The following is an 18,911-nucleotide window of genomic DNA, read 5'->3' on the forward strand; positions in this document are numbered from 1 at the left end:
GGCCGGGTGGACACGAGTGGCTACCCCTGCCCGGCGTGCGGCGCCCCGGCCGACCTGAGTGTCGGCTGCCGGCGCTGTGGGCGGGCGCCCGACCCGACCGCCGCCGAGGTGATCCGGCTCGACCGGGAGATCGTCGTGCTCTCCGGGCAGGCGGAGCAGGCCCGGCGGGCGTACCTCGAACTGGTCGGGTCGGTGCGGTCGGCGCAGGCCCGCCGGGCGGACCTGGCGGCCCGGGTCCGCGCGGCGACCCCGGTCGGCGCCCTGCGCCCGGCCGGGCCGGCTGCCGTGCCGCCGCCCCTCGTCGCGCCGCCCCTCGTCGCGCCGCCCCCCGTCGCGCCGGCCCCCGTGCCGGCGGCCGGGCCGCAGGTGCGGCTGCCCGGCCCCGCGTCGCCGGTGTCCGGCGGACAGGTGCGGCCGCCGGGCCCGGCGGTGCGGCTGCCCGGCCCGGTGCCGGCCGTGCCGGTCGGCCCGATGCCGCCGCAGCGGCCGGTGCAGGTCGGCGGGGCGGAGACCTCCACCCGCACGGTGCAGGGGCTGCTCTTCGTGCTCGGCGGCCTGCTGCTCGGCACGGCGGCGGTGGTCTTCACGGCGGTCGCCTGGGCCACGGTGGGCGTCGCCGGCCGGGCGCTGATCCTGCTCGCGTTCACCGCGCTCGCCCTGGCCGTGCCGCCGCTCGCGGCGCGGCGCGGGCTGCGCGGCACGGCGGAGACGTTCGCCGCCGTGGGGCTGCTGCTGGTGGTGCTCGACGGGTACGCCGCCTGGTCGGTGGACCTGTTCGGGGTGGCCGGCTGGCCCGGTGCCCGCTACGCCGCGCTGGTCGGGGGGGTCAGCGCGGCGCTGGCGGCGGGCTACGGCCGGCTGACCCGGCTGACGGTGCCGTGGTTCGCGGCGCTGTGCACCGTGCAGCCGGTGCTGCCGCTGCTGGCCGGCCCGGCCCACCCGTCGGCCGCCGGCTGGACGGTGGTGTTCGTCGGCGTCGCGGCGCTGAACCTCGTCGTGGTCGCCGCCCTGCGCGACCGTGCCCCGGCCCCGACGCCGGCCCGCGCTCCGGCAGCGGCCCCGGTTCCGCCGGGGTCGCCGGCCCAGCCGGCAGCGGCGTCGACGACAGCGCCGGTCGGGGGAGCGCCGGTCGGGGCGGGTGCCGCCGGGGGGTGGGCCCCCGCCGCCGGCCGGGTGCTGGCCTGGCTCGGGTACGGCGGCGCGCTCCTCGTCGCGGCCGGCTGCGCGCTGGTGCCGCTCGCCGTGGGCCGGGCCGCCGGGTCGCCGCTGCTGGCCGGCGGGCCCCTGCTCCTGGTCAGCCTGGCCCTGCTCGGCGCGGCGCTGGTCGCCGGTGGCCGGTTGTTCCGGGCCGCCGCGGCCGGGGCGCTGGTCCCGGTGCTCGGCCTCGCGCTGCTGCGGCCGGTGGCGGAGCTGCGCCCGGGGCTGCTGACGGTGGCCACGGCGCTCGTCGCGCTGGCGCTGGCCGGGGCGGTCCGGGCGCTGCCCGGCCGGGTCGGTGCCGGGCCGAGGGCCGGGGCCCTGGTGGTCGCGGCCGGGGCGGCGCAGGTCGGTGCCGTGCTCGCCGTGGTGCTGGGCGCGGTCGCGGTGGGCCGGGTGCTGCCGCCCTGGTCGGGCGTTGCCGCCGGCCCGCACCTGCCCTGGGGGTGGCAGGTCCCGGTCGCCGTGGCGGCGGCGGCCCTCGCCCTGGCGGTGCTGCTGCCCCGGGTGGCGTGGCCGGTGGTCGGGGTGGCCGCCGTCGCGTTCGCCACCCTCGGCGTGTCGGGCGTCGGGCCGGTGCCGTGGCCGGCGGTGCCGGCTGCCGGCCTGGTCGTCGGCGCGGGGCTGCTGCTGTTCGCCATCACCCGGGCCCGGCCCTGGTGGGGCGTGCTGGCGGCGGCGGTCGCCGGCGCGGCGCTGGTCGGGCACGCGCTCCTGGTCGGCCTGGCCTCCCCGGCCGGGGAGGCGGCCCTGCTCGGCGCGGTCGTGCCGCTCGGGGCGGCCGTCGCCGCCGTGGGCCGGCGGGCCGGCGGCGTCCGGCGGGGCGTCGCGGGGGCCGCCCTGGCCGCCGCGCTGCTGGCGGTGCCGGCGGCGGTCGCCGTCGCGCTCTTCGCCGCCGGGGTGCCGCCCTGGTGGCAGGCGCGGGCCGCCCTCGCCGCCGTCGGGCTGCCGCTGGTCGCGCTGGTCGCCGTCCGCCGCCGGTGGCCCGAGCTGACCGGGTACGCCTCCGTCGCCTTCGCCGTCGGCTCCGCGCTGGTGGCGCTGGCCCCCCTGGTCGCCCGGGTCGACGAGCCGGTGGCGCTCTACGCCGCCGTGGCGGTCCTGCTGAACGTGCTCGCCGGGCCGGGCACCCGGCCGGCGGGAGCGCCGCTGGTCAGCGGCCTCGGGCTGCTCGCGGTGGCGCTGTCCGCCTCCGCCGGGGTGCTCGCGCGGGTGCTCGTCGCCCCGTACGGCGAGGTGGCCGCGCCGTGGTCCGGCGCGCCCACCGGCGGCCCGGTTCCGGGGGCCACCCCGGCCGGCGTGGCCCTGCTCGTGCTGACCCTGGCCGCCGCGCTGGCGGGCCGCGCGCCCGGCCGGGCGACGGTCGATCCGGCCGGCGGGCCGCCGCCCCGGGCGGCGGGGCCGGGCGACGCGGCACTGTTCGCGCTGCCGTTCGCCGCGGCGGCGACGCCGGTGCTGCACGCCGCCGCCGGTGCGCCGTGGCCGGTGGTGCCGGCGGTCCTGCTGGGGATCGGGGTGGCCGCCCTGCTGGCTGCCGCGCTGGCCCGGCCCCGGCCGCTGCTCGTCGCGGTCACCGTGCCGGTGGGGCTGGTGGCCACGGTGGCCGGGCTGGTCGGGCTGCTCGCCACCCGGGCCGGCACGCTCACCGGCCTCGGGACGCTGGTGGTCGCCGCCGTGGTGGCCGCCGTCGCGGGCCGCACGGGCGTGGCCCGGCTGGCCGGTGCCCTGGTGGCGGTCGGTTCGGCGACCGGGTTCGCGGTCACCGCCGCGCGGGCGGCGGGCCTGCCGCTGCGCGGGGCCTCCTTCGCCGTCCTGGCGGTGGCGGTGCTGGTCCTGGCCGCCGCCGCCCTGCCGGCCGCCGACCGGCTGCGGGGCCGGGTGCTCGACGTGGCCGCCCAGGCCGTCGCCCTGCTGGCGGTGCTGCTCGCCGTCGGGTCGCCCCGCTACGCCGCCGCGGCCTGCGTGCTCTGGGGGGCCGCCGTGGGGCTGCGGCTGCTGCGCCGGGGCGAGCCGGTCGGCTGGCGCTGGGCGTTCGCGGGCGTCGCCGGGGGCAGCGAACTGCTCGGCGCCTGGCTGCTGCTGGTCGCGGGCGGGGTGGTGCTGCTGGAGGCGTACACCCTGCCGGCGGCGGGCCTGGCCCTGGCGGCGGGCGCGGTGGCGCTGCGCACCCGGCCGGGCCTGAACAGCTGGCTCGCGCTCGGCCCGGGGCTGGTCGCCGCGCTGCTGCCCAGCGGGGTGTCGGTGCTGTTCGCGCCCGACCCGCAGCCCTGGCGGCGGCTGCTGCTCGGGGCCGGCGCGCTGGCCGTGGTGCTGGCCGGCGCGGCCCGCCGCTGGCAGGCCCCGGTGCTGCTCGGCGGGGTCACCCTCGTCCTGCTCGCGCTGCACGAGCTGGCCCGCGGCTGGGACCTGCTGCCCCGGTGGATCTTCCTGGCGGCCGGCGGGCTGGCGCTGATCGGCCTGGCCGCGACCTACGAGCGGCGTCGCCGCGACCTGGCCCGGTTCCGGGCGGCGGTGGGGCGGATGAGCTGACGGACGGGGCTGGCGGGGCGAGGGTGGGGAGCACCCCACCCCGGATACGGGTGCTGCCCGGATTACCCAGAGCTACTGTTGCCGCGAGACTCGACATCAGGGCCCGCCGTCCGGCGCAGCCCGGGTGTCGAGATGCGGGGAGCTCAGATCATGCTTGCAGCGACAGCGGACCCGCCGGCCCGACGGGGCAGCGACTATGCACGACTGTCCAGACGGATCAACGAGGCGGGCCTGCTCGACCGCCGGCCCGCCGGGTACGCCGCCCGGATCGCCCTGACGCTGGCGGCCTTCGTCGCCGGCTGGGCGGTGGTGCCGCTGGTCGGCGACTCCTGGTGGCAACTGCTGGTGGCGGCCGCCCTGGCCGTGGCGACCACCCAGGTGGCGTTCCTCGGGCACGACGCCGGCCACCGGCAGATGTTCCGCCGCCGGGGCCCGAGCGAGGTGGCCGGGCTGCTCGCCGGCAACCTCGCGGTCGGCCTCAGCTACGGCTGGTGGGTCGACAAGCACAACCGGCACCACGCCAACCCCAACCACCACGACGAGGACCCGGACGTCGGGGCCGGGGCGCTGGTCTGGTCGTACGAGCAGGCCGCCGCGACCCGGGGGATCGGCCGGCGGCTGGCCCGGCGGCAGGCGTGGCTGTTCTTCCCGATGCTGCTGTTGGAGGGGTTGGCCCTGCACGTGGCGAGCGTGCGGGCGCTGCTCGGCCGCGCCCCCGACGGCCGGTACGCCACCCCGGTGCGGCACCGGGCCGTCGAGGGGCTGCTGCTCGCACTGCACGCGGCCGGCTATCTCGGCCTGCTGTTCGCGGTGCTGCCGCCGGGGAAGGCGCTGGCGTTCGTCGCCGTGCACCAGGGGCTGTGGGGGCTCTACATGGGGTGCGCGTTCGCCCCGAACCACAAGGGCATGCCGATGCCGAGGGCCGGCGAGGAGCTGGACTTCCTGCGCAAGCAGGTGCTCACCTCGCGCAACGTGCGGAGCGGCTGGTTCGTCGACGTCGCGCTGGGCGGGCTCAACTATCAGATCGAGCACCACCTCTTCCCCAACATGCCCCGGGGCAACCTGCGCCGGGCCCGGCCGATCGTGCGGGCGTACTGCGCCGAGCACGGGGTGCCGTACGTCGAGACCGGACTGGTCGAGTCGTACCGGCAGGCGCTGGCCCACCTGCACGAGGTGGGCCGCCCGCTGCGGGGTTGAGCCGCCCGGTCGGCCCTGGCGGTAGGGTCTGACCATGGCAGACGTGCTCACCGCGGAGGCGGTGCGAGACGGGCTGGGCGGGCTGGCCGGCTGGACGGGGGATCCCACCGGGATCGGTCGCACCGTCGAGCTGGCGAGCTTCCCGGCGGCCGTCGCGGTGGTCGACCGGGTCGCCGAGGTGGCCGAGGAGCTCGACCATCATCCCGACATCGACATCCGGTGGCGGACCCTCACCTTCCGCTGCGTCACCCACTCGGCCGGCGGGGTGACCCACCGGGACCTGGAGCTGGCGCGGCGCATCGACGACATCGTCCGGAGTGCCCGATGAGATTCGAGATCAGCAAGGTGCTCGACGCCATCGAGGGGCGGGTCTGCACCGACCCGTCGCTGGCGCGGGCCGTCCTCGACCTGGCCGAGGTGATCCGTTACCAGGACCTCGACGGCGGCCGTCCGGCGAACCTGCTCCGGCTCGGCATGGTGATCGACGCGCTCGCCCGCGACCTGGAGGAGGACAGCGTCCCGGTGTACGCGATCGTGCACCGCGCCCTGCTCTCCGACCCCGACCTCACCTCCAACGAGCGGATGGTGGTGCGCCGTTGGGCCGACGACGGCCTGGTGGAGGTGCTCGACCACCCGGGCGACCGGATGCTGGAGGTCGCCGACCTGCTGGGGCTGCCGGTGCTCAGCCGGGCCCGCTTCGACGGCCTGCGCGGCCGGTTCCCGTGGACCGTCGAGCAGCCCGGCCGGGTGCTCGCCCCGGTGCCCGGCGCGGGCGGGCCGGTGTTCATCGCCCACGTCGGCGGCGGCAACGTGCCGGTCGCCGGCACCCGCTCGGCGACGGGGGAGAAGCTGCTCGCCCGGCAGTGGCGCTGCCCGGAGCCGGGCTGCGCGCTGTTCGGCGGCGGGGGCGGCGGCGCGTTCGCCGACCTGGCCCGGGTCGAGCGGGCCCCGGCAGGGCAGCCGCCGCCCGCCCTGCGCGGCGGCGTGCCGACCTGCCCCCGGCACGGCGCGCGGCTCCGCGACGCCGGGCCCCGGCCCCGCACGGAGGTGCTGGCCGTACGCATCGGCGGGCTGATCCGCCGCCGGTTCGTGCTCACCGAGGAGCAGCCGGTGCTGGTCGGGCGCGCGCCGGAGGAGCAGGGCGGGATCGTGCTCGGCCAGTGGCTCAACGACGAGGCGCGGCGCTGGATCAGCCGCGGCCACGTCCGCTTCGAGCTCCGCGTCGGCGAGGTGATCGTGACCGACGTGAGCACCAACGGGTCGGGGGTGCGCCCCGGCGGCTCGATGGCGGAGGCGGACCGGATCGCGCTCAAGCCGCAGCAGTCGCGGGTGCTGTCCGCCGGCGACATGGTCGAGCTCTATCCGGGGGTGCAGGTCGGTCGCGCCGACGAGCTGCCCTCGGGCGCGCCGTTCACCCCGACCTCGGTGATGGCCGAGGCCCCGACCATGGCGATGCGCCTGCCCCGGCCGTGAGCCGGGCGCGTCGCGGGGGCGTGGGGCCGTGGCCCGGCGCCCCCGCGACGTCGTACGGTCAGTCGGTCAGCACGGCGGCGAGCTGGGCGACCGCGTGGTCGATCTCCTCGGCGGTGATGACCAGCGGCGGGGCGAGCCGGATCGTGGAGCCGTGGGTGTCCTTGGCCAGCACGCCGCGGGCCATCAGCCGCTCGCACGCCTGCCGGCCGGTCATCAGCGCCGGGTCGATGTCGAGGCCGGCCCAGAGCCCCCGGCCGCGCACGGCGACGAGGCCCCGGCCGACGAGGCCGTGCAGCCCGGCGTGCAGCCGCTCGCCCAGCTCCGCCGAGCGGCGCTGGAACTCGCCGGTGGCCAGCAGCCGGACGACCTGGGTGGCCACCGCGCAGGCCAGCGGGTTGCCGCCGAACGTCGAGCCGTGCTGGCCGGGCTGGAGCACCCCGAGCACGTCGGCGTTCGCGGCGACCGCGGAGACGGGCACGATGCCGCCGCCCAGCGCCTTGCCGAGCAGGTACATGTCGGGCACCACGTCCTCGTGGTCGCAGGCGAACGTCGCCCCGGTGCGGCCCAGGCCGGACTGGATCTCGTCGGCGAGGAACAGCACGTTCCGCTCGGTGCAGACCCGCCGTACGCCCGGCAGGTAGCCGGCCGGCGGCACCACGACGCCCTGCTCGCCCTGGATCGGCTCCAGCAGCACGGCCACGGTGTCGTCGTCGATCGCCGCCTCCAGCGCCGCCAGGTCGCCGTAGGGGACCACGGTGAAGCCCGGCGTGTACGGCCCGAAGTCGGCCCGCGCGTCCTCATCCGTGGAGAAGCTCACGATGGTGGTCGTGCGCCCGTGGAAGTTGCCCTCGGCCACCACGATGTTCGCCCGCCCGGCCGGGACGCCCTTGACCCGGTAGCCCCACTTGCGGGCCACCTTGATCCCGGTCTCGACGGCCTCCGCGCCGGTGTTCATCGGCAGGACCAGGTCCTTGCCGCACAGCTCGGCCAGCTCCCGGCAGAAGTCGGCGAACTGGTCGTGGACGAACGCCCGGCTGGTGAGGGTCAGCCGGTCGAGCTGGGCGTGCGCGGCGGCGATCAGCCGGGGGTGCCGGTGGCCGAAGTTGAGCGCCGAGTATCCGGCGAGGCAGTCCAGGTAGCGCCGCCCGTCGACGTCGGTGAGCCAGGCGCCCTCCGCGGAGCTGATCACCACCGGCAGCGGGTGGTAGTTGTGCGCGGTGTGGCGCTCGGCGTCCCGGACCGCCCCCGGCGTCCGCAGCATGTCTTCCACGATCACTTGCTCGCCTTTCCCTGACGGAGTCGCAACGTGCAGCACTTCGGTCCGCCGCCGGCCTTGCGCAGCTCGGACAGGTCGACTCCGATGGTCTCGTAGCCCCGGTCGCGCAGCCGCGCGGCCAGGTCGGTGGCCTGCTCCGGCAGCACCACGTGCCGGCCGTCGCTGACGGCGTTGAGGCCGAGCACCTCGGCGTCGGCGGCGGTGGCGTGGACGGCGTCCGGGAAGAGGCGGCGCAGCGCGGCCCGGCTGCCGGGCGAGAACGCCTCCGGCAGGTACGCCACGGTGCGCTCGTCGAGCACGGTGAGCGCGGTGTCCAGGTGGTAGAAGCGGGGGTCGACCAGTTGCAGGGTGACCACCGGGTAGCCGAAGACCTCCTGGAGCTGGGCGTGTGAGGCGTGCGCCGTGCGGAACCCGGTGCCGGCGAGCAGCACGTCCCCGGCGAGCAGGACGTCGCCCTCGCCCTCGTTGACGTGCTTCGGGTCGTGCAGCTCGAAGCCGGCGGCGGCGAACCAGGCCCGGTAGGCGGGGGCCTCGTCGGCGCGCTGCGGGTCGCGGAACTGCACGGACATCGCCTTGCCGTCGATCACGGTGCCGCCGTTGGCGGCGAAGACCATGTCGGGCAGGCCGGGCACGGGCACGATCTCCTCGACGGTGTGGCCCAGCTCGCGGTAGACCTGCCGCAGCCGCTCCCACTGCCGGACGGCCCGCTCGGCGTCGACGGGTGCGGTGGGGTCCATCCAGGGGTTGATCGCGTAGTCGACGGCGAAGTACGTCGGCCGGCACATCAGAAAGCGCTGGCTGGTGGCGTCCATCGTCACTGTCCTGCTCCCAGGGTCGGGCGCGCCCGGCCACCGTCGGCCCACGGGCTGGCGCCGTTGCCCAACGGTATGCGGGGGCAGCGACGACATCCACCGCCGGAAGTTGCGTCACCCGACGATTCGTTGCGTCTCGAAGGCTGGCAGCGGCGATCCGTTGCGCCCACGCTCACCCGCCCCGCCCTCGCTGCCGTCCCGCCCTCGCCCCGCCCGGCTCGGCGGGTGGGAGCGGGAGCCCAGGGGGCGGGGCGGGCGGGTGAGGAGGGTCACGGGGCGGGTGGGGTCGTGCCCTCCACGCCCAGGTGCAGGCGGTGGTGACGGGGCGCCTCGATCTCGTCGAGCAGGGCGAGGGCGAGATCGGGGTAGGTGATCCGGCTCGCGCCGTCCGCCGTGGCGAACCGGTAGCCCCCGGCGGGCTGGCCGGTGTGGTCGAAGTCGCCGGCCGGGCTGAGCACCAGCCAGTCCGGCGCGTCCCCGGCCCGGCGCAACTCGTCCGTGCCGGCGCCGTGCCCCAGGCAGAACGAGCGGAACTCCGGCGGGAAGCCCGGGGTGTCCAGCAGCGGGGTCCCGGCCGCGGTGGGCAGGACGGCGGCCAGCCCGACGACCACCAGCCGGCCCACCCCGGCCCGCCCCAGCCCGGCCGCGAGCGCGCGGGCGGCGGCGGGGAAGAAGACGTCGGCCGGCACGCCGAGGTCGACGGCGGCGTGCACCGCCGCGTCGTGCCCGGCCGCCAGCTCGGCGACCTGTCCCGCGTCGGTGACGTCGCCGGTGGCGACCCGGACGCCCGGCTCGGCCGCCAGGGCGGGGTGGCGGGCCGGATCCCGCACCACGGCGGTCACCTCGTGGCCGCGCGCCCGCGCCTCGGCCAGCACGGCCCGGCCGGCCCGGCCGCCGGCCCCGAAGACGACGATCCCACTCATCGACGTACCCCCTCGCTCCGGTCGCCCCCTCGGCGACCCCGCGGCGACGCTAGCCGGGGGGCCGGTTACCGCCCGGATACCGATTACGGTGAGTGCCATGGTGACGCCGCTGGATCCGGAGATGTTCGATCCGCTCTGCCCTTCGGACCTGTCGCCGTTCCGGTTCGGCGACAAGTGGGGCGGCATGGTGATCCGCTGCCTGGAGGGCGGCCCCCGGCGCTTCTCCGAGCTGCGGGTGCCGCTGCGCGGCGTCAGTGCCAAGGCCCTCACCGCCTCGCTGCGCCGGCTGGAGGCCAGCGGCCTGGTGCGCCGTGCGGAGCAGCCCGGCCCGCCGCGCCGGGTCGAGTACGCTCTCACGCCGCTCGGCCGCAGCATGCTCGGCCCGATCGAGGCCGTCTGCGCCTGGAACCGCGAGCACTGGGACGAGCTTCTCGACGCCCGGGAGGGCGTCGCCCGACCGGACTGAGGCGGGACCGAGGGCGGGGCCCACCCCCGGAGACGCCACCCGGACCGGCTTGCCGCACCTGCTCGCCGGACATGCTTCGGGGGCGGCGAATCGCCGCCCCCGAAAAGGGTGTGCCCGGCCGGTGAACCACCGGATCCGTCGGGCTGCCGGCGGGTTCGCCGGGTCGCACAAGTCCCGGTGCACCACCGGGTTCCACCGCCCCGGTGCACCACCGGGGTCGAGCAGCCCCGGCGAACCGCCGGGTCGATCAGGGCCGGCGCATCGCCGGTTCGAGCGGTGCCGGCGAACCGCCGGCGGGGTCCAATGTGCCCGTCAGAGGCGGTCGACAAACTGTGAGTCGAGCCACTCGCGCAGCCGCTGCACCCAGTCGCCGTCGGTGGTGGGCCAGACGAACTGCCCGGTCATCGCCAGCACGCCGAGCACCACGGCGGCCACGCCGAAGGCCATGCCCAGCAGCGCGTCCGTCTTGCCCGCGATGTGCCGGCGGCGGGTGGCGAGCAGGCCGAACACCGACAGCACCGCGCCCAGCGCGCCGACCGCGATGCCGTAGCCGGCGAGGGTGCCGGTCAGCACGGCGGCCAGCCCGGCGACGCCGACGACCAGGCCGAGGCTGGCGAGCAGGCTGGCCCGCGGCTTCGGCCCGGCCGGCACCGGCACCGGCTCCCGCCGGGCCTCGTCCCCCGCCTCGACCCGGTCGGCCGGCAGCGGGCGTTCGGCGGCGCGGTCCCGCTCGGCCGGCAGCGGACGCTCGGCCGTGCGGTCCGTCGCCGGTGCGGCCGTGGGGGCCGCCGGCAGGGTCCGGGTGACGCCGTGTTCCCGCTCCGGGTCCGGGGAGTCGACCGTGGGCGCGGCGGTGGCCGGGCGGCGCAGCTCGCCGTCCGGGGTGCGGGCGGTGGCCGCGCGGGCGGTGGCGGCGCGGGCCAGCGCCCCCCGCTCGGCGGCCCGGCGCTCCACGTCGGAGGCCCGCTCGCCGTCGGTGGCGGTCGCGCTGCTGCGGTACGTCGTCTGCTCCCCGCCCCGGTCGGTGACCACCGGCTGCCCGTCGGGGCGGCCGTCGGCGCCGGACGCGACAGCACCGTCGCGCTCGTCGACCCGGCCGTCGCCGTTGCTGTCGTACGTCGTCGCCGGCTCGTTCCGGCGGGACAACAGCGAAGGAATCTTCACCTCTTCACCTCCTGATGAACGCGTGGAGACCTCGGAAGCGCCGGCGGCAGCCACGCGGTAACGCCACAGAGGTACCCAGCCGCCGATCCGGCGACACCCGGTTCACCCGATCGGGGGTCGCGTGTGCCCCCGGTGGCCCGCCCCCGCCGTTGTCTATGCTTGGCGGCCGTGCCAGAGGGACACACCATCCACCGTCTCGCCGCCCGGCACGCCGAGCTGTTCGCCGGCGTGGAGGTGCAGGCCACGAGCCCGCAGGGCCGCTTCGCCGACGGAGCGGCCCGGCTCTGCGGCACCGTCCTGGAGGGCACCGAGGCGTACGGCAAGCACCTGCTGCACCACCACGCGAACGGGCTGACCCTGCACGTGCACCTCGGCCTGTATGGCAGGTTCGCCGACGGGTCGGGCGCGCCCCCGCCGCCCGTCGGCCAGGTGCGGCTGCGGCTGACCGGCGACGGTGGGCGTACGCGCACCGGGTCGGCGGCGTCCGCCCCCGCGCACTGGCTGGACCTGCGCGGCCCGAACGCCTGCGAGCTGCTCACCCCGCCCGAGGTGGCGGCGCTGCGCGACCGCCTCGGCCCCGACCCGCTGCGCGCCGACGCCGACCCGGCCCGCGCGTACGCCCGGATCTCCCGCAGCGCGACCCCGCTCGCGGCGCTGCTGCTCGACCAGTCGGTGGTGGCCGGCACCGGCCTGATCTTCGTCACGGAGGCGTTGTTCCGGGCCGGCCTGTCGCCGCTGCTGCCCGGCCGGGAGCTGACCCCGGCCCGGTGGCGGGAGCTGTGGGCGGACCTGGTGCACCTGATGACCCGGGCCGTCGAGGCGGGCCGGATCGACACCGTGCGGGACGCCCACCTGCCGGAGGCCACCGGCCGCGCGCCCCGGGTGGACCGGCACGGCGGTGAGGTCTACGTCTACCGCCGGCCCGGCCAGCCGTGCCACGTCTGCGGCGACGAGGTGCGCCGGGGCGAGCTGGCGGGCCGCAATCTCTACTGGTGCGCCAGCTGCCAGCCCGGTCGGCCCTGACCGGCCGGCAGCTCAGGCGAGGTCGAGCAGCCAGCGGACGGTGTCGGCCTGGCCGGCGAACACCATGTCGTCGGTCATGCTCCAGGCCAGCGTGTGCCCGATCGCCCAGCCCAGCACCCGTTCGCGGTCGAGGCTGAGCGCGTCGGTGAGCCGGTCCAGCCGCCGCCGCACCGTCGCCGGGGAATGGCCGAGCTCCTGTCCCCGGACGATCGCCACCACGCCGAACTCGCGCTCCCCGGCCAGCGGCTTCGGGTCGATCACCAGCCACGGCTCGCGGGTGGCCCGCAGGATGTTGCCCGCGTGCATGTCCTGGTTGACCAGCACCTGCTCGCCCTGCGTGTCGACCAGCTCGGCGAGCCGGCCGAGCGCGGCGTCGAGCAGCCGGCGCTCGAACGGCCGGCCGAGCCGCTCCCACCGCGCCGGCAACTGCTCCGACCAGACGGCGGCCTCCTCGGCCAGCGGCGTGAACGGCGCGCCGACGGGCCGCCACAGCCGGGGCAGCAGCCCGGCGACGACGTCCAGCGCCTCGTCCAGCGGCACCGCCGGCGCGCCGTCCCGACCGGGGGCGTGCAGCTGCGTGCCCGGGTCGCAGCGCTCCACCAGCAGCGCCCGCCGGCCCGGATCGTGCGCCAGCAGCCGGGCGGCCCCGTCGCCCGCCCAGCACGCCAGGGCCGTGGCCTCGTGCACGCTGTCGGCGTCGGGAAGCTGGAGCTTGAGCACCGCCCGGGTGCCGTCGGGCAGCTCGACCGGCCGCGCCAGCGAGGCGAACGCGTAGGGAAACGGCGGGCCGGTGAGCCGCAGCCCCCACTGCTCGACGCAGTCGGCGAGCCGGCCCGGCAGCGCCGCCAGCCAGGCCCGGCCGGCGGGCGTCCGCCGCACCCAGCTCAGCCGCTCGGGGATCGCCAGCTCCGTCTCCATCGGACCATCCTGCCGCAGCACGGCCGCGCGCCGGGGACCGCTCAGCGCAGCCGGCGGATGTCGCCGTACGCCCGGTAGAAGCCGCCCCGGCCCGCCTCGCGGACCTCGGTGACCAGGTAGCGCGCGCCCGGCTCGCGGATGCCCTTGGGGAACTGCACCGACCAGTCCCGCCGGTAGCCGTCGGAGAGCACGTGGATGCGCAGCCGCCCGCCGTCGTCGACGCACTGCACCACCACGCCGCCCCGGTCGTCGGTGACCACCTCCACGGCGGTCCACGCCGCCGGCTCGGGCTGCCGGGCGGGGGCCTTGACGTCCACCACCTCGGGCACGGTGCCCGCCTCGGCGGCCCGGATCGCCGGCTCGCTGGCGTCGACGCAGGCCAGGTAGCCGCTGGTGGTGACCACGTAGAGCCGGTCGTCGTGGTATTGCATCGAGTAGGCCGAGCCACAGCCGGTGCCGAGCTTCCACAGTCGGTTGCCGGCCGCGTCGAAGCAGTAGATCGAGGACTGGTTGTCGCCGGCGAAGACGTACCGGCCGTCCTCCGCGGTGGCGCACGAGAAGACCGGGGCGTCGCAGCGGTACGTCTGCCCGGCCCGCCCGTCCTTGCGCAGCCGCACCACCTCGCGGGTGCCGGTGCCGGCGAACACGGCGTCGCGCTCCTGCCACCCGAACAGGACCGGGCCGGTGCGGGTGTGCCACAGCTCCCGCCCGGTGCGCCAGTCGTAGCCGGTGACCCCCTGCGAGTGGCCGTGGTAGAGCGCGTCGGCGTCGCAGCGCACCATCCACGCCGCCCGGCCGCGCCCCGGCCGCCGCCACAGGAACTCGTCCTCGTGGTCGATCGCGGCGATGCCGCCGTCGGCGTCGGAGACGCCCAGCACCCCGTCGTGGATGTCCAGCCAGTAGATGTCGATGTCGGGGGCGATCGCGTACGCGACCCGGGGCACCTTGCCGGACAGGTCGTAGACGTTGCCGTCGTCGCAGCCCGCGTAGATCCAGGCGTCGTCGGCGACGATGCACTTCACCCCGTCGGGCAGGCGGACCTGGCCCAGCACCCGGGCCTCGTGGTCGAGGGTGGTGATCACCCCGTGCTCGTTGCCGACCATGCAGTGCTGCCCGTCGACGAAGATGCCGAACGCGGGCGCGCCGGAGGCGTAGCGCCACAGCACCGGGGCGGTGCGGGCCGTCGAGCGGGTGCTGACGATCTGCCGCCGCGACACGGGCCGCTTCTGGCGGACGCCGGGCACCGCCGGGGCGTACCCCTTGCGGACCTTCTCGCCGATCTTCTTCGCGGCGGCGGCGCGGGCGCGCGCGTTGTCCGGGTAGGTCGTGGTCTTCACCTGGCCCTGGTCGCCGATCCGGCCGTAGCGCAGCGTCAGCGCGGTGTCGTCCACCACCACCTCGTAGAACTTGTGCGCCGCACCGTCCACTTCGGACAGTTCGAGGTAGGTCGTCTCCTGCGACATGGCGTGCCTTTCGAGGGGGAGTGGGCGCCGGACCCGGCACCACGACTGCGCCCACACGCTAACCACGCCCCCCGACACAAAGCGCCGCCATAGCGCCAGCGACAGAACCGCCGCCGTCGCGCCCAGCGGTGTTAGGAGGGGGCCCTTCCTATACAGAAAGCGTTAACAGGGGGCCCTTCCTTACCCCTGGTGCAGGGCGTCGACCGCCTTGCGGGCGGCGATCAGCACCGGGTCCCACACCGGCGCGTACGGCGGGGCGTAGCCGAGGTCGAGGGCGGTCATCTCGTCCACCGTCATCCTGTTCCACAGCGCCACGGCCAGCGTGTCGATCCGCTTCGCCGCCTCCGACCAGCCGACGATCTGCGCCCCGAGCAGCCGCCCGCTGGACCGCTCGGCGATCAGCTTCACCGTCATCGTCCGCGCCCCCGGGTAGTAGCCGGCCCGGTTCGTCGACTCGGCCCGCACCGACACGAACTCGAAGCCGCTGGCCGCGGCGTCCCGCTCGCGCAGGCCGGTGCGCCCCACCTCCAGCTCGCAGACCTTCGTCACGGCCGTGCCGATGACGCCCGGGAAGGTGGCGTACCCGCCGCCGATGTTGATCCCCGCGACCCGGCCCTGCTTGTTGGCGTGGGTGCCCAGCGGCACGTGCACGGGCACCCCGCTGACCCGGTGCAGGGTCTCCACGCAGTCGCCGGCCGCCCACACCCCGGGCGCCCCGGGCACCCGCATCCGCCGGTCCACCCGGATCCCCCCGGAGAGGCCGACGGGCAGGCCGGCGGCCTCGGCGAGGGCGGTGTCGGGGCGTACGCCCAGGCCCAGGACCACGACGTCGGCCGGCAGCGGCCCGTCGGCGGTGACCACCGCCGACACCCGCCCGTCGCGGCCGTCGAGCCCGATCACCTCGACCCCGGTGCGGATGTCGATGCCGATGCCGCGCATCGCGTCGGCGACCAGCGCCGCCATGTCCGGGTCGACGGTCGACATGGGCTGGTCGGCCTGCTCGACGAGGGTGACCGCCAGCCCGCGCTGGATCAGGGCCTCGGCCATCTCCACCCCGATGTAGCCGCCGCCCACCACCACGGCACGGCGGGGCGCGGGCTCGGCGTCCAGCCACTCGCGCAGCGCCGAGGCGTCGCCGAGGGTCTGCACGCCGAAGACGCCGCGCACCGCGGGGTCGGCCCAGTCGGGCTGCTTCGGCACCGCGCCGGTGGCGTATACCAGCTCGTCGAAGCGCTCGCGGACCTCGCCGCCGCCGTCGAGGTCGTGGGCGACGACCTCCCGGCGGTCCAGGTCGATCGCGGTGACCTCGTGCCGCAGCCGGACGTCGATGTCGAAGTCGGCGCGGAAGGTGGCCGGGTCGCGGGCGATGAGCTGGTCCCGCTCCGGGACCAGCCCGCTGATCCAGTACGGGATGCCGCACGCCGAGTACGACGTGAAGCGCCCCCGCTCGAACGCCACGATCTCCAGGTCGGACCGGTCGCGGCGGCGGCGGGCCTGGGAGGCCGCCGCCATGCCGGCGGCGTCCCCGCCGACGACGATCAGCCGTTGCGCCACGCCGACCATCCTGTCACGCCGCGCCCCGCCCCGGGCCGGTCCCGGCGGCGCGGGTGGCGGGCATCCCGGCGGGGGAGAAGCGGGCGTTCACCCTGGCCGGGGGCGGGAGCCCGGCCGCCACGCTCAGCCACGGGTCTGCCGGGCCACGTCGTGCACCACGTCGACCAGGCTGCCGGTGCGCGCGAAGACGGCCCGCTGCCGGGCCGCCCCGGTGCCCTGCCGGCGCAGCCCGCCCAGCAGGTCGGTCACCTCGGCCAGGTCGCCGTGCCGTTCGAGGGCGGGGGAGAGCCGCTCGACGAGGGAGTCCAGCAGCTCCCACGCCGGGCGCAGCTCGCCGTCGGTCAGGTCGACGCCCTGACCCTCCAGGCCGTCGTGGGCGGCCCGCCAGTGCGCGGCCACCAGCAGGTGGTGGTCGGTGCGGACGGGCGGTCGGCCCGCGGCGATGTCGGTCATCGCGGTCGCCACCAGGGCCCGCACCAGGGCGGCGATCAGCACCGCGTCGTCCACCGAGGGGCAGACGTCGCCGATGCGCAGCTCCACCGTCGGGTACTTCGCCGACAGCCGGGCATACCAGTAGAGCATCCCCTCGTCGAGCATCACCCCGCTGGCGATGAGCTGCCGGATCAGCCGCTCGTAGTGCTCGTGCGACTCCAGGTACGGCGTCGGGGCCACCGACGGCCAGCGCTCCCACTCCACCGAGCGCCAGCTCGCGTAGCCGGTGTCCGCCCCGGCGGAGAACGGGGAGTTCGCCGTGGCCGCGTGCAGGATCGGCAGCCAGGGCCGGACGTGGTTGAGCACCCGCACCCCGGTCTCCGCGTCCGGCACCCCGACGTGCACGTGCATGCCGTTGTTGCCGGGCCCCGGCACCAGCAGCCGGAACCGCTCGATCATCCGGTCGAAGCGGGGCTTGTCGACCACCGGCGGGACGGGACCCTCGACCGGGCCCGTGCCGATCGCCAGCACCCGTACGCCGGCCCGCTCGGCGGCGTCGGCCAGCGCCCGGCGCAGCACCCCGAGGGAGTGCCGGATCGACGACAGCTCCAGCCCCGGCGGGCTGCCGATCTCGATCTGGCTGGTCTGGAACTCCCGCTCGACCTGCCCGCGCAGCTCCGCCGGCACCTGCTCCATGACCAGGTCGACGGCCGGCACGGCGGTGCCGGTGTGCGGGTCGACGAGCAGGAACTCCTCCTCCACGCCGACGGTGAGCAGGTCGGTGCCGCCCTGGGCGGCGTCCCGCTCCCGCTCGACCACTGACCCGCTCATCGCCCTCACCGTCCGTCCCGTGCCGGTCGCGGCACCGTGCCACGACGTCGACGGCGCATTACCCACCGTGTCGGCGCGGGAAAACGCCCACCCGCGTGTCGGGCCGGCGCGTCGCGTGCAAGGAAGGGCCCCTTGTTAACGCTTTCGGTAGAGAAGGGAACCCCTCTCATCGGGGGTGTTAACAGGGGGCCCTTCCTTCGTCGGGTGGACGGCACCTCCTACCCTGGCCGGCGTGACGGGGCTGCTGCTGGCGGTGACAGGGGCGTGGGCGTACGCGCTCACCCACCTGACCCTGCTCGCGGACCGTCCCGCCGAGCTGCTCGCCGGGGCGGCCGTGGTCGCCGTCGTGCTGCTCGCCGTGCTGCTGGCGGGTCGTCCGTCGGCGGCGGCCGGCCCGCCGGGGCGGGGCACCGGCCGGGGCGTGGGCCTGCGCGAACGCGCCCGCCGCCGGGGCGTGCCCCGGCAGGTCGACCCGGACGCCGACGGCCGTCCCCGCCCCCGCGCGCCGGGCCTGGTCCTGCCGGCCGGGTAGCGCACCCCGGGCGGCGTCCGCCCCCCGCCCCGCCCGCCGGTGGGCCGGGGCGGCAGCCCGCCGTCCCCTGCCGCCGCCCGGCCGGTTCCGCCGTGATCCGTCCCGCCGCGCCCGTCCCCGGGCCGGCCGGAGATCACGGGATGTCGTCCGTGCCGCCGCGCCCGTTCCCGGGCCGGTCGGAGGTCACGGACAGTCGTCCGTCCCGCCGCGCCCGTTCCCGGGCCGGCCGGACGCCGCCGGAAACCGGACCGAGGGGTCACCCATGCTCGCCTTCGCACCGCTGCACGCCGCCGCCGGCGTCGCCGCCGACGCCGTCACCTGGCTCGCCGGCACGCTGCAACCGCTGACCGGCGGGGCCGCCACGGCCGCCGCCATCGTCGTGTTCACGATCGCCGTCCGCCTGCTGATCTCACCGCTCACCCTGGCCCAGGTCCGCGGGGAGCGCCGCCGCGCGGCCCTCGCCCCGCAGGTCCGCGACCTTCAGCGCCGGCACGCCGACGACCCCACCCGGCTACAGGCCGAGCTGTTCGGGCTGTACCGGTCGGCCGGGGCGAGCCCGGTCGCGGGCTGCCTGCCGGCGCTGCTCCAGGCCCCCTTCTTCCTGGTGATGTACCGGCTGTTCAGCACCGGCGAGGGCAGCACGGGCGACGGCGGGACCGGCGCGGGGGGCGCCGGCGCCGGGCTGTTGGCGGAGCAGTTGGCCGGGGTGCCGCTGGGCTGGCACCTCTCCGACGGGCTGGCCGGGGCGGCGGGTCCGCTGTTCGGGGCGCTGCTGGCGGCGCTGGTGGCGTTGGCCTGGTGGTCGTCCCGACGCGCCCGGCGCGCGGCGGCGGCCGGCGCTGCCACGGCCGCCGGCACCGGACCCGGCGCGACCGGCGGCACCCCGGCCGGCACCCCGGCCGGCGCGGCGGCCGCCGGGGCGGTGCCGGCCGTGCTCGGCCGGGTGCTGCCGCTGCTGCCGTACCTGACCGTGGTGGCGGCGCTGGTGGTGCCGCTGGCGGCGGTGCTCTACCTGGTCACCACGACGGCGTGGACGGCCCTCGAACAGGCGGTGCTGCGCCGCCCGCAGGTTCGGACCGGGCAACCTCTGGACAGAAACAGTTAACAGTCCTAATAATAAG

General features: G+C 77.1%; 16 protein-coding genes. 8 read left to right on the forward strand and 8 right to left on the reverse strand.

The window, feature by feature from the left end; all coding sequences use genetic code 11:
- The first annotated feature begins 6 nt into the window (after positions 1-6).
- The 4 genes from HDA31_RS32865 to HDA31_RS03735 all read left to right on the forward strand — a co-directional run bounded on the left by HDA31_RS32865 (position 7) and on the right by HDA31_RS03735 (position 6,396).
- Positions 7-3,726, forward strand: a complete 3,720-nt coding sequence (locus HDA31_RS32865; protein WP_184871933.1) for an SCO7613 C-terminal domain-containing membrane protein — start codon at positions 7-9, stop codon at positions 3,724-3,726.
- Positions 3,727-3,876: 150 nt separating this feature from the next.
- Positions 3,877-4,923: a fatty acid desaturase family protein gene (locus HDA31_RS03725; RefSeq protein WP_178066283.1), complete on the forward strand. Its 1,047-nt coding sequence runs from the start codon at positions 3,877-3,879 to the stop codon at positions 4,921-4,923.
- A 34-nt stretch (positions 4,924-4,957) separates the two neighbouring features.
- Positions 4,958-5,251 carry a 4a-hydroxytetrahydrobiopterin dehydratase gene (locus HDA31_RS03730; RefSeq protein WP_074472724.1) on the forward strand — a complete coding sequence of 98 codons (294 nt, stop codon included), beginning with the start codon at positions 4,958-4,960 and terminating at the stop codon, positions 5,249-5,251.
- Complete coding sequence (locus HDA31_RS03735; RefSeq protein WP_178066282.1) at positions 5,248-6,396, forward strand: FHA domain-containing protein; 1,149 nt, start codon at positions 5,248-5,250, stop codon at positions 6,394-6,396. The genes HDA31_RS03730 and HDA31_RS03735 overlap by 4 nt, the downstream gene beginning before the upstream one ends.
- Positions 6,397-6,454: 58 nt before the next feature.
- Here the strand turns inward: HDA31_RS03735 and rocD are convergent, their stop codons facing one another.
- The 3 genes from rocD to HDA31_RS03750 all read right to left on the reverse strand — a co-directional run bounded on the left by rocD (position 6,455) and on the right by HDA31_RS03750 (position 9,407).
- Positions 6,455-7,669 carry an ornithine--oxo-acid transaminase gene (gene rocD / locus HDA31_RS03740; RefSeq protein ID WP_178067797.1) on the reverse strand — a complete coding sequence of 405 codons (1,215 nt, stop codon included), beginning with the start codon at positions 7,667-7,669 and terminating at the stop codon, positions 6,455-6,457.
- Entirely contained in the window at positions 7,669-8,484 is an 816-nt protein-coding gene (ddaH, locus tag HDA31_RS03745; RefSeq protein ID WP_178066281.1) for a dimethylargininase, read from the reverse strand. The genes rocD and ddaH overlap by 1 nt, the downstream gene beginning before the upstream one ends.
- Before the next feature lie 269 nt (positions 8,485-8,753).
- Positions 8,754-9,407, reverse strand: a complete 654-nt coding sequence (locus tag HDA31_RS03750; RefSeq protein ID WP_074472728.1) for an NAD(P)-dependent oxidoreductase — start codon at positions 9,405-9,407, stop codon at positions 8,754-8,756.
- 97 nt (positions 9,408-9,504) lie between these two features.
- On the opposite strand from HDA31_RS03750, the gene HDA31_RS03755 reads away from it, so the two are divergent.
- Positions 9,505-9,873: a winged helix-turn-helix transcriptional regulator gene (locus HDA31_RS03755; RefSeq protein WP_178066280.1), complete on the forward strand. Its 369-nt coding sequence runs from the start codon at positions 9,505-9,507 to the stop codon at positions 9,871-9,873.
- A gap of 312 nt (positions 9,874-10,185) precedes the next feature.
- Here HDA31_RS03755 and HDA31_RS03760 read toward each other — a convergent pair whose 3' ends face one another.
- Positions 10,186-11,037, reverse strand: coding sequence for a DMT family transporter (locus HDA31_RS03760; protein WP_246384123.1), 852 nt, complete (start codon positions 11,035-11,037; stop codon positions 10,186-10,188).
- A 168-nt stretch (positions 11,038-11,205) separates the two neighbouring features.
- Here HDA31_RS03760 and HDA31_RS03765 point away from each other — a divergent pair, with 168 nt between their 5' ends.
- Complete coding sequence (locus HDA31_RS03765; RefSeq protein ID WP_178066279.1) at positions 11,206-12,060, forward strand: Fpg/Nei family DNA glycosylase; 855 nt, start codon at positions 11,206-11,208, stop codon at positions 12,058-12,060.
- A gap of 12 nt (positions 12,061-12,072) precedes the next feature.
- Here the strand turns inward: HDA31_RS03765 and HDA31_RS03770 are convergent, their stop codons facing one another.
- The 4 genes from HDA31_RS03770 to HDA31_RS03785 form a co-directional block, all read right to left on the reverse strand.
- On the reverse strand, positions 12,073-12,978 hold the full coding sequence (locus HDA31_RS03770) for an aminoglycoside phosphotransferase family protein (RefSeq protein WP_178066278.1): 906 nt from the start codon (positions 12,976-12,978) through the stop codon (positions 12,073-12,075).
- A gap of 41 nt (positions 12,979-13,019) precedes the next feature.
- Positions 13,020-14,441, reverse strand: coding sequence for a WGR domain-containing protein (locus tag HDA31_RS03775; protein ID WP_178066277.1), 1,422 nt, complete (start codon positions 14,439-14,441; stop codon positions 13,020-13,022).
- A 180-nt stretch (positions 14,442-14,621) separates the two neighbouring features.
- The gene (locus HDA31_RS03780) at positions 14,622-15,995 is read right to left on the reverse strand and encodes an FAD-dependent oxidoreductase (protein ID WP_178066276.1); all 1,374 of its coding nucleotides are present in this window, start codon (positions 15,993-15,995) and stop codon (positions 14,622-14,624) included.
- A 123-nt stretch (positions 15,996-16,118) separates the two neighbouring features.
- The gene (locus HDA31_RS03785; protein WP_178066275.1) at positions 16,119-17,267 is read right to left on the reverse strand and encodes a carboxylate-amine ligase; all 1,149 of its coding nucleotides are present in this window, start codon (positions 17,265-17,267) and stop codon (positions 16,119-16,121) included.
- Positions 17,268-17,490: 223 nt separating this feature from the next.
- Here HDA31_RS03785 and HDA31_RS03790 point away from each other — a divergent pair, with 223 nt between their 5' ends.
- Together HDA31_RS03790 and HDA31_RS03795 are read left to right on the forward strand one after the other, a co-directional pair.
- Positions 17,491-17,790, forward strand: coding sequence for a DUF6412 domain-containing protein (locus tag HDA31_RS03790; RefSeq protein WP_246384121.1), 300 nt, complete (start codon positions 17,491-17,493; stop codon positions 17,788-17,790).
- Positions 17,791-18,052: 262 nt separating this feature from the next.
- Complete coding sequence (locus tag HDA31_RS03795) at positions 18,053-18,895, forward strand: YidC/Oxa1 family membrane protein insertase (protein WP_178066274.1); 843 nt, start codon at positions 18,053-18,055, stop codon at positions 18,893-18,895.
- Positions 18,896-18,911: the final 16 nt, after the last annotated feature.

It is taken from the genome of Micromonospora carbonacea, from assembly GCF_014205165.1.
Lineage (GTDB): Bacteria > Actinomycetota > Actinomycetes > Mycobacteriales > Micromonosporaceae > Micromonospora > Micromonospora carbonacea.